This window comes from Enterobacter sp. SENG-6, from assembly GCF_001605945.1.
GTDB lineage: Bacteria > Pseudomonadota > Gammaproteobacteria > Enterobacterales > Enterobacteriaceae > Enterobacter > Enterobacter cloacae.
In genome coordinates, this window is the sequence record NZ_LOMM01000044.1 from 1 (window position 1) to 15442 (window position 15442).

Sequence of the window (15442 nt, forward strand, 5' to 3'; positions counted from 1 at the left end):
TTGGTGTTAGTGTTAGACATATATTCAAGCCTATCTCTTATCTGGAGATACAGCTACTGTCTGGTGTTTCAGGGGGCTACATCAGAATGACACGTAAACGCCCGCCCTATTCCTTCAAAGGAACCTATAGAATGGCGAGGCGAATGAAAATTCACGAACCTATTTTAGTACACATTACAACATCAATAATTGGAATAATTGTAATTTATCTGGCATTAAAATCAGGGAGAAATGATATCACATCGATACTTCTTTCAATCGCTGTAACTGCAACCTTTATTACATTGATACCAAACGTTTATTTTGACAAAAGAATTAAAAAAGAGGACAAAAAGAAACACTCAGCATCACTAGCTGCTGTTGCATTATTTTTGTTTTTCGCCGTATCAGGAATGCCATCAATTCTGAGCGATGCGGGGATGGGTGTCATTGGTGTAAGAAAACACGATGTAACATTTTTTCTGCAAGGTAATGATTTGGAAATGGCCAGAAACATAACGGGAGATTCAAAACAGACATTCTTCAAGGGTGATGCACTTTTTATTGGGGTAGGAACCACCTCTCTGCTAGTTATAAATCACAAAAAAATGATAGTGAATAATGAAAACCTTGCTCTTTCATTCTAATTTCCTAATGAAGCAGTGCGTTGTTTTTAAACCTACAAGGGGCAGATAACTGCCCCGCTATTAACGTTACCAGCTAAAGGCTCTTACTTTTTTAATAGCACTAACTGCTCAACAAACCGCGCCCCCCTCATACACTAAGCTAACAGCCAGATCCATATCATGCAGAAGCCCGTGAGCTCTTTTGCAATGTTTTAGGACAGCTTGCCCCTGTTTATGTGTGCCTGTGTGGCGCAATTGCTCACAATTTCAAAGAGATCCCCCACAGCCTGAAGGGGCGAAAAATAAACAGCTAAAAAAGGTTGTTGTCAGATTGAGGGCAAGTTAGGGTTGGAGTTAGTATTTTTTGTGCGGTAAAGAAGGCTGAAGATGATCTGTTCCGCTTGCTCCACTAGCGTAGATCCTTATCATTCATTACAAAGGACAATTATGGCGGAGTATGGATTACATGAGCTTGAAGATAAAGATTTGCCGAAAACGGTAGTTCGTTTCAGTATCACAGAAACCGTTTTGGCTGGAATGCGTTAATGTACATTTGTATGATTGCTGGCAGCATCGCCAGTTAAGATTTACGGAGAATACAATATGGATGTTACTGAAGAAGCTTTGTTGAGTTCTGGCTTTACGCAATCCGATTTGCAAAAGATAAAGAACAATGTTGAAAGTTATGGTGGAACATTGGGGGAAGCAATTCAGGATCTGGATAATCGATTCCGGGTTATTTTATGGATAACATCATCTTGCCTGATGGTTTTTATCCTTCTTGTGTTGTTTGCTGCGAAAGAAACCGTTGTGGGTGGTGGAATATCAATACTCATCGCTATCATCATCGTTGTTTTTACTCAGCCGCCAGTCCTGTCTTACAAATCCTGGCGATTCTGGAGAAAATACACGGGTTAATGGTTTGGTGGGAAGGAAGTCAAAAATAATTTAGCCTTGAGTCCGAGCCTGTCAGTTTCAGCAGTGAAGGCCATTTATTCACGATAATATCTTTATCAGACTCCCTGCGCCCAGGATTCGGAATAAACAATACAACTGATCTCAAAGGTTAGAAGCTTTGCTGGATTTTACTTTTCGAATTCTTCGCTTATTTAGCTTCAGTTTTCCATCTCCAAGAACATACCGCCCAGAGTGTACCGCTAGCCAGAACTGCACTGTGATAATATGATGGTTGATCAAAAACTTGCACAGGCTTTTACGTAATATTCCTTTCCAGGGGTAAGACCCGAGCCCAGCACTGTAAAGGGAAAAATGTTTAAATTCGCCCAATCGCCAACGCCAATAAAACTTCATTTCAGTTTTCGCATGCTCAATGGCATTACAGTTCCATAACTCTCCCCAACGTCGCACCCATTTGTCATTAAGCAACCAGTTATATGTTAGGTGGGACCTTCTGGAATCAAAGGGTTGCTGTTGTTGGCCTCCGGGTAACGTAATGACACATTGAATAAACTGCGTTTCGGTAATCGAAAAGAATATACCGCGCTCAGAAGCCTCCAAAAGTTCCTGTCGAGGAATTTGATCTAAGTAAACAATCAGGACAGATTGGTCCAGATTTACCAACTCAATTTTCTGCTGGTAGCGGATACCATGTCCAGATGCTTCAAAATAAAGTGTGGCCTTCTCTACCAAATTTTCTTTTGCCCGAAAAGCTACACGGGATTTTACCGTTTCATGGTCGGCAGGACTAGAAAGCCGCAACGAGTACTCCAAGTGCTCACCAAGTGGTTCCCAACGAGCTCCTAACCGAAGGCGACTCGCTTTATAGTCGTGGGATTTTTGATAAGTTTTAAGTAACCATAATCGAGTGATTTTGTCCCATATCCACTTAAAAAGACGTCCAACTAAACTCCAGGGCATTGATACGTTCATATATCTCTCCGTATTTTGGCCCTATAATTTCACTTTTCTACTCAGAAAAATAAAGATTTTACATATTTTTACTGTCCTTCACCTCTGACTTTCTCCCCGTTGATCAATACATCTATGATCTTATTAATATGTTTATTCACTGTAAAAATAATCGCCAAATTCCGCATCTCGCTCACAGCGAGACCTTCAGACCAGTCAACTAGTCCGCTTCGTGCCAGAAGCGGACATTCCATACATAATAATCGTTACAATAACCTCAATCATCAATGAGATTTCTTTCCATCGCTCTTAAAATCTTCTCTGCAGAATCAAATATATCCATTCTTTGCATGTCATGCTGGCATTTGGAATATTCATAACCTTCTGTTGCTAGATCCCATGTACTTTTCTTGAATTCACACTGATATAATTGCACTGACTTATCCATAACCAATGCCTCTAATGTATTGTTATTTCTGATTATTTCATCAATCCCTTTGCTATTAATCCCGATGTAAATACCTACCACCGATTTTAAATCAACTATTTCATCAATTAAAAGAGTGCCACGCCTTTGTAATGATTCTGTTTTTTTTATTATTCTAACTTCTTCTTCATATTTCCAGTGCAATGATTTGGATAGTAATAATTTACGAATCATATCAGTATCATGGATGTTTTTGGGGCTGATTTTAAGTTTGCTTTTTATGCGGCTTTCTAAATAATCAATATCACCTTTCGGAGCTGTAATCAGGCATTTTGCTTCATCATCGTATCCTGCTTTCTCAGTGTCGATTGCTACAACAAAACCCTGATGCTTGTCACCATAATGTGACCACATCAACACGTTGAGTGGATTTTTAGAAAGGCATAAGCAGGCAAGACTTTGATTGATTTCATACCTCATAGTTAATGATTCAATTGATTCATCATCAAGTGCATATCCATAACTTTCGAAAGGATCGTTAAACTCGCTATGAGGAGTGAATTTTATAGAAATGTAGCGATCTTTAAAGAAGTGATCTAATGACGCGTGGTCTATGTATTTGTACAAAATCATAAAATACTCAGAATCATTTATAGAAGGTGATCAGTGTACAACCTTTCGGCAAGGTAGGTGCAACTCCTCCATTTAAACGACCCATTATCTTTTTAGCAATCCATTGGCATGCGGATTCGGTTACCCAGAAGTTAACTTCATCTGTTCACTCATAGCAGCCATTTACCCGCCCCAATCTCGAAAGCAATACCCCCCCTCAAAAACCTCAAAGGGGCCCACCCAGCCCCTTTCCCACACCACCCTCTAAGGAGCTAACCAAGCCTGCCCACACTCAGTGCGCCACAATTCGCGGCTCCTTCACAAACTCCGCCAGTAGCCAGATCATATCGTGCAGCAGCCCCGTAAGCTCTTTTGCAACGTTCGCGGGCAATGTCCCCCCTTTAACGGCTTGGGTAAGTGCCAGCGCATAGTCAATCTGGGTAGCCGTGTCATGCCAGCAGTCCGGCACACAGGAGGTCATTTTCTCTCCCACAATCAGCTGTTCAATAAGGTTCGGCGGGAGATCGGCATCGCAGAGTTCGCGGAGTCGATGAAGCGCTTGCAGCAGACGCTCACAGAGCGCAGTGCAAATGACGCGGTCATCACTTTCGACCAGCACGGTCACCAGCGCGGCGCAGTTGTCCGCCACGTCAAAGAGATCGGCGTCAACCGGAAGGGGTCGCGTAATAAGCTGTTGAATAATGTTTTCGTCAGATTGCGGGAAAATCAGGGTCTGGATAGTCGCCATATTAGGGCATCCTCTACATGTAATTTTATTCACTACCTTGTGAGTTCCTACGCTCGGGGGTAGCACTGACGGAGGTAGGAATACCGCCCACATAGAAAACGGCCAGCCTTACGGCTGCTCCGCCAGCGCCACCGAGATTGTAACGGGATAAACGCTGCCACGACATACTAAATATCGCTATATGGAATACGGGTTCCTACACCCGATTGCGGATGTGCCGCAACGCCGTCACTTTACGACCCAGGTAACCGGAATAAAAGCATTAACCCTCATTTTCACCGGGTTACTTTTAGGTTTGCGAGGCTCCTTCCAGAAAGCCAGTCTTCCCGCCTACATTTTCAGCGTATCGATCACTGCTCTCAGGGCTGGCGACACATTGCGATGCGGATAATAGAGAAACAACCCGTCCATCCGCAGGCTGTAGCGTTGCAAGACCCGGATAAGCGTTCCGCGTTCCAGATCGTCCGCCACGAGCTCCACCGGAATATAGGCTAGCCCCAGGCCCAGCCGGGCAGCTTCCGCTTCCATGTAACTGTCCGACAGCGCCCATTGTCCTTCTGGCCGGTGAAAGATTTTCTTGTCGTCCTGAACCAGTTCCCAGTGATAAAGATTACCGTCGGCAAACTGATACGCAATGCAGGGGTGCCTCACCAAATCCTCAGGTGTTTGCGGAAAACCATAGCGGCGGAAGTGCTCTGGTGCCGCAACCACGCCCATTTCCATGTCAGCCGTGATGCGTACCGCAATCATCCCCTGCCCGACCTCAGGCCCCAGCCTGACGCCCGCATCAAACCGCTCGGCAATGATGTCAACGAAGCGGCTTTCATTCATCAGTTCAAGGCGGATATCCGGGTAACGCTGCTTGAAGATGGCGAGCTTTGGCAGCAGGCATTTATCGATAGCGTGCTGGCTGGCATTGATGCGCACCGTACCGGACGGCGTCTGGCGGTAATGGGCCAGGGTGGCCAGCCCGGTATCAAGCGTATCGAATGCTGACTCCGTGGTTTGATAAAGCTGCTCCCCGGCGTGGGTAAGTGACAATTTTCGTGTGGTACGCACCAGAAGCTGAACGCCCAACCGCGCCTCCAGCTCACGTACCGAGCGGCTGATCCCGGATTGTGCCAGCCCGAGTCGCTGCGCGGCTGCCGTGAAGCTTCCCTCGCGTACCACCTGCATAAACAAGTACAGCTCGTTGTAGTTTTCCCGTTTCGCCATCGCGCCTGCTCTCTGATTCATAACAAATTGGTATTAATCTTAGCAATTTTCACCCTCTAATCAGCACGATTTCTGCTCCCTATACTCCCCTTATCACAACAACGCACGGGATCTCTAATGAAAACATTCACCCAAAAACTGTCAGTGGCGATGCTGCTGTGTGCATCTTTAAGTGGAGTGACAACAATGAGTTATGCAGAAACGACTAACCCAAACGCGCCCATTTCGATGGTGACCACCTGGGATAAAACCTTCGCCAAAAGTGATAAGGTTGACCATCGTAAGGTGACATTCCAGAACCGATACGGCATTACCCTGGTGGGAGATCTTTATCTGCCTAAAAACCGTGGGGACCGCAAGCTGGCGGCGATTGCCGTTAGCGGGCCGTTTGGCGCGGTCAAGGAGCAATCCAGCGGGCTCTATGCGCAGACGATGGCCGAACAAGGGTTTGTCACGCTGGCGTTCGACCCGTCTTACACTGGCGAAAGCGGCGGCCAGCCACGCAACGTGGCCTCGCCGGACATCAACACCGAAGACTTCAGCGCCGCGGTCGATTTCCTGGGCCTGCAACAAGAGGTTGATCGAAACCGTATCGGCATTCTGGGTATTTGTGGCTGGGGCGGCATGGCACTGAACGCGGCAGCAATGGACACCCGCGTAAAAGCGGTTGCCACCAGCGTGATGTATGACATGAGCCGTGCCATGGGCCACGGCGTTGGCGACGGAAAAGATCGCTATTCCACGGCCGATCGTCGGGCCGTACTGCAGTATCTGAACGAGCAGCGCTGGAAAGATGCCGAAAACGGCACCTTCGCGCACGGCGGCCATGATATCTATGTCGATGAAAACGGCAACGTAACGGCGGCTGAGCGTATTCTGCCAGAAGCATTACCCGCCAACCCGAATCCGGTTCTGAAGGAGTTTTATGACTACTACCGGATGCCGCGCGGATTCCATACACGCTCCGTCAACTCCACCGGCGCATGGACAGCAACCATGCCGTTGTCTTTTATGAACATGCCGCTGTTAAGCTACGCCGGGGAGATCAGCATCCCGACGCTTATCGTGACGGGTGAAAAAGCGCACTCCCGCTATTTTGCCGAGGACGCGTTTAAAGCCGTTGGCAGCAAACAGAAAGAGCTGGTCATTGTCCCGGGCGCAAACCATGTCGATCTTTACGACAATGCCGCCGGAAAGATCCCGTTTGCACAGTTTGAGCGATTCTTCAAAACCAGCCTGAAATAAGCCGTTCTGCCCGGGATCCTGCAGGCCGCATACGCTTTGGCCTGAAGCATGACGAGCATACGCCACCCGAGCCAAACGGGTGGCCCTCTCTACGCCTTGATGAAATCTGACTATGTCCGCACTAAGCCAAACCACGCAATCGAACCGTGAACATACGTACTGGGGCGGCATTTTTGCCCTGACCCTGTGCGTATTTGTTTTGATCGCCTCTGAATTTATGCCCGTTAGCCTGCTTACCCCGCTCGCCCGAGATTTAAGTGTCACCGAGGGGCTGGCGGGCCAGGGGATTGCTGTCTCCGGCGCACTGGCCGTCCTGACCAGCCTGACGCTTTCTCAACTGGCTGGCATCATGAACAGAAAATATCTCCTGCTGGGAATGACGCTATTGATGGCCCTGTCGGGAACGATTATTGCCTTTGCACCGAACTATCCGGTCTATATAACCGGCCGCGCCCTGATCGGTATTGCCATCGGCGGATTCTGGTCCATGTCTGCGGCAACGGCTATTCGCCTGGTGCCACAACATCAGGTATCGCGCGCGCTGGCTATTTTCAACGGGGGCAACGCGCTGGCGACGGTGGTTGCCGCTCCACTTGGCAGTTATCTCGGCGCGACTATTGGCTGGCGTGGCGCCTTCCTGTGTCTGGTGCCCGTGGCAATAGTCGCGTTCATTTGGCAATGCTATAGCCTGCCTGATATGAAGGGGAATGACCGGGCAACGTCGCGTGGGACGGTCTTTCGGTTGTTTCGTCAGACGGCCGTTATTGCAGGCATGCTTGCCTGCGGCCTGTTCTTTATGGGTCAGTTTGCGTTATTTACCTATGTGCGTCCGTTCCTTGAAACCGTTACCCACGTTAGCGACTCCGGGTTGTCGTTGATATTGTTAACCATCGGCGTTTCAGGTTTTGTAGGTACGCTCGTGATTGCCATGGCGCTCAACGCGTCATTTTACCTGACGTTAATGGCCATTCCCCTGCTGATGGCCACCATTGCGGGCGGGTTGATTCTGACCGGGCACAACGTATGGGCCGTTGCCGCGCTGTTAGGGCTCTGGGGAATGCTGGCGACGGCGGCACCTGCCGGGTGGTGGACGTGGATCGCCCGTACGCTTCCGGAAGATGCAGAGGCGGGCGGTGGGTTAATGGTTGCGGTGATCCAGCTTGCCATTGCGCTGGGATCAACTACCGGAGGCATGATGTTTGACTATTTGGGCTGGCAGAGCACCTTTCTCATGAGCGGCCTGCTGCTTCTCAGTGCGGCTGGAGTGACATGGCGACTCGCACGTCTGAACAGATAACGCCGCAGAGGATTAATTGCCGCTTTTCTGTGGCGCTGGTGTATTGTTTTTGAACCCACAATCACTGTGAAGAGGCGCGACAGCATGATCACCATCCTTGGCAAAACCACCTCCATTAACGTGCGTAAAGTCCTCTGGACCTGCGAAGAAGCCGGAATTGCATATCAGCAGGAAGATTACGGCAGCGGATTTGCCTCGACGGAAACGGACGCCTTCCGCGCCCTGAACCCCAACGCCATGGTGCCGGTGCTGATCGACGGCGATTTTGTGCTGTGGGAATCGAATTCAATCTGCCGCTACCTGGTGCGCAAAGCCGATCGCAATGACCTGCTGCCGTCTCACCCGCAGGCCTGCGCTAACGTCGAGCGCTGGATGGACTGGCAGGCAACCGAATTCAACAACGCCTGGCGCTATGTCTTCCCGGCGCTGGGGCGCAAAAACCCGGACTATAACGATCCCGTGCGGATTGCCGCCGGGATAAAAGAGTGGAACCACTGCATCGGCATTCTTGAGCAGCAGTTGCAGCGCACCGGCGCCTTTACTGCGGGAGAAACGTTTACGCTTGCAGATGTGGTGCTGGGGCTGTCGGTGAACCGCTGGAAGATGACGCCTTTTGACAAACCCGCGGTGCCTGCCATTGATGCCTGGTTTGAACGTCTTAATCAGCGCCCGGCATTTTTGCGACACGGAAATAACGGCATGGTCTGAATCCCCCACGGCCCTATATTCAGCAAGGATATTTTATTTAATTACAAAACCCTGCATGTCGTCAGAGGGAATAATAATTAAGCCATATCCTGGACTGTCCGTTGTATCGCTTTGCTAGCCTGACGTTTCAGGCAAAGCTCACCCCGGAGGTATTCTTGCTGATTAAACTCAAAAAAGAACGAACGCATCAGGAGGATCGCCGGTTAGCCCTCTGGCTGGCGACATCCGCCGGCTTGCTCAACGCCATCGCCCTTGGGGCATTTGGCTTTTTCCCCTCTCACATGACCGGCAATACCTCACAATTATCCAGCGAAGTCTCTTCCACCGATCTGAACGATATTATTTTCTTTGGCTCCATTATTCTGGCGTTTGTCACGGGTGCCATTCTTGCGCGCATTATTGTTATCTGGGGCATTATCCATAATATCCGCCTGGTTTTTTGCCAGATCCTGTTTGTCGAAGGGTTATTACTGACCGGTATTTCGGTTTACGAGATGTATTTCCATGCCCTCACCAGCAACCGCACAATTATTATCTTTCTCTGTGGTCTGATGGGGATCCACAATTCCACCTCCACCCAGCTCTCCAGCGGCCGGGTGAGATCGACGCACATCACCGGCACGCTGACGGACGCGGGAATATCGCTGGCCTCGGTAGTCGTGGCGATGCTGCGCCGGGACTACTCCAAAGACACGGCGGCGCAGAAAAGCCAGCTTAAAACCCACTTAACCACCCTGTTCTCGTTTATTACGGGCGGTATCGCGGGGTTACTCCTGTTCCGGTGGATTGGCTTTAATGCGATGCTGGCGCTGGGTGTCATACTGGCGCTGGTATCCGTTTGTTCCATGATTACCATCGCGGTGCGCGTGCGCAAAGTTCGCGCAGCCCTCGGCCGATAGTCAAAACGCAGAGGGCAGAATATCGCGACAGTTGTGACACCGTCACTTTCATGAAGTCGCTTTAGGACTATTCTGCCCTCTCACAGCCAGCCCTTACCTCATAAGGCTTAATCAAGGTTGTCCCTAGTTTCATAGGGTTACTGATTTTCCCCCTTCGCTGGAACCCTTCCCAAACGCTTGCTATAGGTCAACTACCCCTGCCGAAACATGGCATAAAAACAGGCAACCGCTGGTTGCGATAACGCATGCGCACAGGGAGACACACCGCAATGCATCCATTACTCAAACGCTCGCTGCTGTTTGTCGGCGCCATTATCGTGGTTCTGGCCCTCCTCACCTGGGGCATTGGGCTGGAGACGATCAAGGCGCGTCAGGTTGACCTGATCTACCTCGGGCAACAGCATTTAATCCTCGTATTTTCCTCGATGTTCTTCGCACTGCTGGTTGGCATTCCGGCGGGTATCCTGCTCAGCCGCCCGGCGGCGCGTGGGGTAGCCGAATACGTGATGCAAATCTTCAACATCGGCAACACCCTGCCGCCGCTGGCCGTTCTGGCGCTGGCGATGGTGGTGATTAGCATTGGCGATACGCCAGCCATCATCGCCCTGTTTCTTGCCTCGCTGCTGCCGATTGTGCGCAATACCTACGCCGGGCTGTGCTCGGTGCCGTCGTCATTACTGGAAGCGGCAAACGGGATTGGGATGACCAAATGGCAGCGTCTGCGCCAGGTGGAGTTACCTAACGCCTGGCCGGTGATGCTCTCGGGCATCCGCATCGCCACCGCCATTAATGTGGGTACAGCTCCGCTGGCCTTCCTGATTGGCGCCAGCAGTTACGGCGAGCTGATTTTCCCCGGCATCTACCTGAACGACTTCCCGACGCTGATCCTGGGCGCGGCGGCCACCGCGCTGTTTGCCCTGATCCTCGACACCCTGCTGGCTGCGCTGGGTCGCGCGATGAGTCCCCATCTCGCTCGATAACAATAACAAGGAGCTTTCATGAGACTGATATCCAGCCTGACGGCGCTGTGTGCCGCGGCGCTCTTCACCAGCCAGGCGATAGCCGCCCCGCTGATTCTGGCGACCAAGAGCTTTACCGAGCAGCATATTCTCTCGGCCATGACCGTGCAGTATCTGCAAAAGAAAGGGTTCCAGGTGCAGCCGCAAACCAATATTGCGACCGTTATCTCCCGTAACGCGATGATCAACAAACAAATTGATATGACCTGGGAGTACACCGGTACGTCGTTGATCATCTTTAACCACATCAACAAGCGCATGTCGCCGCAGGAGTCTTACGAGACGGTTAAGCGTCTGGACGCGAAACACGGTCTGGTCTGGCTCAAACCCGCCGATATGAACAACACCTATGCCTTCGCCATGCAGCGTAAACGCGCCGAAGCGGAACATATCAACACCATGTCTGAGATGGTGGCGAAGATTGAGCAGGTCCGTAAAACCAACCCGGATAAAAACTGGCTGCTGGGACTGGATCTTGAGTTTGCCGGGCGCAGCGATGGGATGAAGCCGCTGCAGAAAGCCTACAACATGGCGCTGGACCGTCCGCAGATCCGCCAGATGGATCCCGGCCTGGTGTATAACGCGGTGCGCGACGGTTTTGTTGATGCCGGGCTGATCTACACCACCGACGGCCGCGTGAAAGGTTTCGACCTCAAAGTACTGGAAGATGATAAAGGCTTCTTCCCGAGCTATGCCGTCACCCCGGTGGTGCGTAAAGACACGCTGGAGGCAAACCCGGGGCTGGAAGAGGCGCTAAACACCCTCTCCGCCCAGCTCAACAACGACGTTATCACCGAGCTGAACAAGAAGGTGGATATCGATCATCAGTCACCGCAGCAGGTCGCCCGTGATTTCCTGCGTAGCAAAAAGCTGTTGTAGGAGGCGCTATGGAGACGATTCACTACATTCTGGATAACTGGGATTACCTGTTAACCCTGACGCTGCAGCATCTGTGGCTGGTGGCGCTGGCGGTTGGCCTGGCCATTATTATCGGCGTTCCGCTCGGCATTCTAATTGTCCGTCACAAATGGCTGGCGACACCGGTGCTGGGCATCGCGACCATCGTGCTGACCATTCCGTCCATCGCCCTGTTTGGCCTGATGATCCCGCTGTTTTCGCTGATCGGTCAGGGCATTGGCGCCCTGCCCGCCATTACCGCGGTGTTTCTCTACTCGCTGCTGCCGATTGTACGCAACACCCATACCGCGCTGGACAGCCTGCCACCGGGTCTGCGTGAGGCCGGACGCGGCATCGGCATGACCTTCTGGCAGCGGCTGCGCTGGGTTGAAATTCCCATGGCGCTACCGGTGATTTTCGGCGGCATCCGCACCGCCGTGGTGATGAACATCGGCGTAATGGCAATTGCCGCCGTGATTGGCGCGGGCGGCCTGGGCCTGCTGCTGCTTAACGGCATCGGCGGGAGCGATATCCGCATGTTGATTGCGGGGGCGCTGATGATTTGTCTTTTAGCGATTGTGCTCGACTGGCTGCTGCACCGTCTGCAGGTGGTACTGACTCCGAAGGGGATTCGATAATGATAAAACTGGAAAACCTCACCAAACATTTTTCACAGAAGCATGGCCAGACCTTTAAGGCCGTGGACAACGTCAACCTGAACGTGCCCGAAGGGGAAATGTGCGTCCTGCTCGGCCCGTCCGGCTGCGGGAAAACCACCACCCTTAAGATGATCAACCGCCTGATTACGCCAAGCAGCGGCACGATCCTGATTAACGGTGAAGACACCAGCGGGATGGATACGGTGACGCTGCGCCGCAACATTGGCTACGTGATTCAGCAAATTGGCCTGTTCCCGAACATGACCATCGAAGAGAACATTACCGTGGTGCCGCGCATGCTGGGCTGGGATAAAGCCCGGTGTAAAACCCGTGCCGAAGAGCTGATGGATATGGTGGCGCTGGATCCACGTAAGTTTCTTCACCGCTATCCGCGCGAGATGTCCGGCGGCCAGCAGCAACGTATCGGCGTGATCCGCGCGCTGGCGGCCGATCCGCCGGTACTGCTGATGGATGAGCCCTTCGGCGCGGTGGACCCCATCAACCGTGAAGTGATCCAGAACCAGTTTCTGGAGATGCAGCGCAAGCTGAAGAAAACGGTGATGCTGGTCAGCCACGATATCGATGAAGCCCTGAAGCTGGGCGATCGTATCGCCGTTTTCCGTCAGGGGAAGATTGTTCAGTGCGCCAGCCCGGACGAGCTGCTGGCGAAGCCGGCGAACGAGTTTGTCGGCTCGTTTGTGGGTCAGGACCGCACCCTGAAGCGCCTGCTGCTGGTGTCGGCAGGCGACGTCACCGACCAGCAGCCCACTATCACGGTACGCGGCTCTACCCCGCTTCCAGAGGCCTTTGCCACCATGGATGATAACGATATCCGCGCCATCACCGTGGTGGACGAACACGGTAAACCGCTGGGATTTGTGAAACGCCGGGAAGCGCGCAACGCCAGCGGCACCTGTGCCGATATCCTGCATCCGTTCCGCATGACCGGCAAAGCGGAAGATAACCTGCGCGTGGTGCTCTCTCGCCTGTATGAAAGCAACACCAGCTGGATGCCGATTGTGGATGAAGAGGGTCGCTATAACGGCGAGATTTCGCAGGACTATATCGCGGAGTACCTCAGCTCAGGGCGTACGCGCCGGGCGCTGAATATCCACAGTGAAAGTTAATTCTTCCGGCCGGGCTTGCCCGGCTTTTTTTCGCACGCAGACCTTTTGCTAACCCCGTCATTTCCCGCCACAATATTGCATCGACCCCGTTTACTCGCGACCCATGCAACGTCTTCATACTTACCCCGATATCCGCGCGATGTTTCGCCGGCTTCTGATTGCCACCGTCACGGGCGTACTGGCCGCGCTGGCCGTTGCCGTGTTTCGCCACAGCATGTATCTGCTGGAGTGGCTGTTTCTCAGTAACGACAGCGGCAGCCTGGTGAATGCCGCGGCGGCGTTGTCCCCCTGGCGTCGCATGCTCACGCCTGCTCTTGGCGGCCTGGCAGCCGGATTGTTGCTGTGGGGATGGCAGCGGCTGACAGCGCAACGCCCGCATGCGCCAACGGATTATATGGAAGCGCTGGAAACGGGTGATGGGCAGTTCGATTACGGTGCCAGCCTGATTAAATCCCTGGCATCACTGCTGGTGGTTTCCAGCGGAAGCGCCATCGGGCGTGAAGGGGCGATGATCCTGCTCGCTGCCCTCGCCGCCTCCTTGTTTGCGCAGCGCTTTACGCCGAAGTCCGAATGGAAATTATGGATAGCCTGCGGGGCGGCGGCGGGAATGGCCAGCGCCTACCACGCGCCGCTAGCCGGAAGCCTGTTTATTGCGGAAATCCTGTTCGGCACGCTAATGCTGGCCTCGCTCGGTCCGGTAGTCATTGCGGCCGTCGTCGCGCTGCTGACGACGCGTCTGTTAAGCCCTGGCGCTACCACGCTGTATGAGGTGCATCTCAGCGAAACGCTCACTGCAGGCGATTACGGATTGATCGTTATCATCGGTCTGCTGGCGGGCGTCTGCGGCCCGCTGCTGATGTGGCTGATGACGGTTAGCCACGCCCTGTTTCTGCGTCTCAAACTCTCACCGCCCTGGCAGCTGGCGCTCGGGGGGCTGATCGTCGGGATGTTGTCGCTTCTCACGCCCAAAGTGTGGGGCAACGGCTATAGCGTGGTGCAGGCCTTTCTGCTCTCACCGCCGCTGCTGTCCGTTATTGCGGGCGTGTTTATCTGTAAGCTGCTGGCGGTCCTGGCAAGCAGCGGTTCGGGCGCACCGGGCGGGGTCTTCACGCCGACGCTGTTTGTCGGGCTGGCGACAGGAATGCTCTTTGCGCAGCTTTTTGCGCTGTGGCTGCCGGGTTCTGAAACGGCGATTTTGCTGGGACTGGCGGGGATGGCGACGTTGCTCGCTGCCACGACGCATGCGCCTATTATGTCGGCGCTGATGGTGTGTGAAATGACCGGGCAGTATTTTCTGCTACCCGGCCTGCTGATTGCCTGCGTTGTTGCGTCCGTACTCTCGCGAACGTTACGCCACGACTCGATCTACGGCCAGCACACTGCCGAGAGCAGAGAGATCGATGTACTGCGCTAGTTCGCGCTGCTCGGCGCGCGGCAAATAAGGCAGTTCGCCCACCAGAGGGCCGGGCAGTTTTTTGCTCAGCACGTCGATGATTTCTGCATAGTGCGCAAGGCCTGGGTTGATGCGGTTTGCCACCCAGCCCACTAACGGCAGGCCGTCATTGGCGATCGCCTGCGCCGTGAGCAGCGCATGGTTGATACACCCTTCCTGGATGCCCACCACCATCACCACCGGCAGTTGTTCCTGCACCACCCACTCGGAAAGTGGACGCAAATCGTTCATCAGGCTGCGCCAGCCGCCCGTGCCTTCAACCACAACGTGATCAACCTTCTCGCTCAGGTTCGCCAGCCCATCCGACAGCAGGGTGTAATTGATCAGCCCGCTGTGCGCCACGCTGCTCTCCTCTTCGCTCAGGGCAATAGGATTGACCGCGTCATAAGGCAGCTCCAGGGATGAGACGCTTTGCAAAACCAGGGCATCTTTATTGCGCAGCCCCTCTGGCGTCTCTTTACTGCCTTTTGCGACCGGTTTGTACCCTGCAACACGTTTACCGCTTGCTGCCAGCGCCTGTAGCAACGCGCGCGATACAACAGTCTTGCCGACAGAGGTATCTGTACCAGTAACAAACAAACGCTTAAGCATGACTCATTCCACCTCTTGGGTATGCTTCGAAAATATAAACCAGGTAAATAATTCAGTGGGGGAAGTCTACG

16 protein-coding genes are annotated in these 15442 nt (G+C 52.8%); 11 read left to right on the plus strand and 5 right to left on the minus strand.

Going from position 1 to position 15442, the window contains the following annotated elements; all coding sequences use genetic code 11:
* Positions 1 to 626, plus strand: a 626-nt coding sequence (locus tag AX755_RS17895; protein WP_231883368.1) for a hypothetical protein, incomplete at its 5' end; no start/stop codon positions are given.
* A 582-nt stretch (positions 627 to 1208) separates the two neighbouring features.
* Positions 1209 to 1523 (plus strand): hypothetical protein, encoded by a 315-nt coding sequence (locus AX755_RS17900; protein ID WP_062857185.1) that lies wholly within the window; start codon positions 1209 to 1211, stop codon positions 1521 to 1523.
* 141 nt (positions 1524 to 1664) lie between these two features.
* Here AX755_RS17900 and AX755_RS17905 read toward each other — a convergent pair whose 3' ends face one another.
* The 4 genes from AX755_RS17905 to AX755_RS17920 all read right to left on the minus strand — a co-directional run bounded on the left by AX755_RS17905 (position 1665) and on the right by AX755_RS17920 (position 5476).
* On the minus strand, positions 1665 to 2495 hold the full coding sequence (locus tag AX755_RS17905) for a hypothetical protein (RefSeq protein ID WP_062857186.1): 831 nt from the start codon (positions 2493 to 2495) through the stop codon (positions 1665 to 1667).
* Between the two features lie 256 nt (positions 2496 to 2751).
* On the minus strand, positions 2752 to 3534 hold the full coding sequence (locus AX755_RS17910; protein ID WP_062857187.1) for a DUF2971 domain-containing protein: 783 nt from the start codon (positions 3532 to 3534) through the stop codon (positions 2752 to 2754).
* A gap of 271 nt (positions 3535 to 3805) precedes the next feature.
* Positions 3806 to 4261 (minus strand): hypothetical protein, encoded by a 456-nt coding sequence (locus tag AX755_RS17915; protein ID WP_062857188.1) that lies wholly within the window; start codon positions 4259 to 4261, stop codon positions 3806 to 3808.
* A 330-nt stretch (positions 4262 to 4591) separates the two neighbouring features.
* Positions 4592 to 5476, minus strand: a complete 885-nt coding sequence (locus AX755_RS17920) for a LysR family transcriptional regulator (protein WP_062857189.1) — start codon at positions 5474 to 5476, stop codon at positions 4592 to 4594.
* 117 nt (positions 5477 to 5593) lie between these two features.
* Between AX755_RS17920 and AX755_RS17925 the strand changes: the two genes are divergently transcribed.
* From AX755_RS17925 to clcB, 9 genes are all read left to right on the plus strand, one after another.
* Entirely contained in the window at positions 5594 to 6721 is a 1128-nt protein-coding gene (locus AX755_RS17925; protein WP_073971478.1) for an alpha/beta hydrolase, read from the plus strand.
* Positions 6722 to 6833: 112 nt separating this feature from the next.
* On the plus strand, positions 6834 to 8018 hold the full coding sequence (locus tag AX755_RS17930) for an MFS transporter (protein ID WP_062857191.1): 1185 nt from the start codon (positions 6834 to 6836) through the stop codon (positions 8016 to 8018).
* Positions 8019 to 8102: 84 nt separating this feature from the next.
* Positions 8103 to 8726, plus strand: a complete 624-nt coding sequence (locus AX755_RS17935) for a glutathione S-transferase family protein (RefSeq protein WP_062857192.1) — start codon at positions 8103 to 8105, stop codon at positions 8724 to 8726.
* Between the two features lie 155 nt (positions 8727 to 8881).
* Complete coding sequence (locus tag AX755_RS17940; RefSeq protein ID WP_014831711.1) at positions 8882 to 9625, plus strand: YoaK family protein; 744 nt, start codon at positions 8882 to 8884, stop codon at positions 9623 to 9625.
* A 269-nt stretch (positions 9626 to 9894) separates the two neighbouring features.
* Complete coding sequence (gene osmY, locus AX755_RS17945; RefSeq protein ID WP_062857193.1) at positions 9895 to 10605, plus strand: osmoprotectant ABC transporter permease OsmY; 711 nt, start codon at positions 9895 to 9897, stop codon at positions 10603 to 10605.
* A gap of 18 nt (positions 10606 to 10623) precedes the next feature.
* Positions 10624 to 11523 carry an osmoprotectant ABC transporter substrate-binding protein OsmX gene (osmX, locus tag AX755_RS17950; RefSeq protein ID WP_013096822.1) on the plus strand — a complete coding sequence of 300 codons (900 nt, stop codon included), beginning with the start codon at positions 10624 to 10626 and terminating at the stop codon, positions 11521 to 11523.
* A gap of 8 nt (positions 11524 to 11531) precedes the next feature.
* Complete coding sequence (osmW, locus tag AX755_RS17955) at positions 11532 to 12179, plus strand: osmoprotectant ABC transporter permease OsmW (RefSeq protein ID WP_006808875.1); 648 nt, start codon at positions 11532 to 11534, stop codon at positions 12177 to 12179.
* Positions 12179 to 13327: an osmoprotectant ABC transporter ATP-binding protein OsmV gene (gene osmV, locus AX755_RS17960; RefSeq protein WP_029882806.1), complete on the plus strand. Its 1149-nt coding sequence runs from the start codon at positions 12179 to 12181 to the stop codon at positions 13325 to 13327. The genes osmW and osmV overlap by 1 nt, the downstream gene beginning before the upstream one ends.
* Positions 13328 to 13430: 103 nt before the next feature.
* Positions 13431 to 14741: a voltage-gated ClC-type chloride channel ClcB gene (gene clcB, locus AX755_RS17965; RefSeq protein WP_062857194.1), complete on the plus strand. Its 1311-nt coding sequence runs from the start codon at positions 13431 to 13433 to the stop codon at positions 14739 to 14741.
* Here clcB and bioD read toward each other — a convergent pair.
* The gene (gene bioD / locus AX755_RS17970; RefSeq protein WP_062857195.1) at positions 14676 to 15371 is read right to left on the minus strand and encodes a dethiobiotin synthase; all 696 of its coding nucleotides are present in this window, start codon (positions 15369 to 15371) and stop codon (positions 14676 to 14678) included. The genes clcB and bioD overlap by 66 nt on opposite strands.
* Positions 15372 to 15442 lie beyond the last annotated feature (71 nt).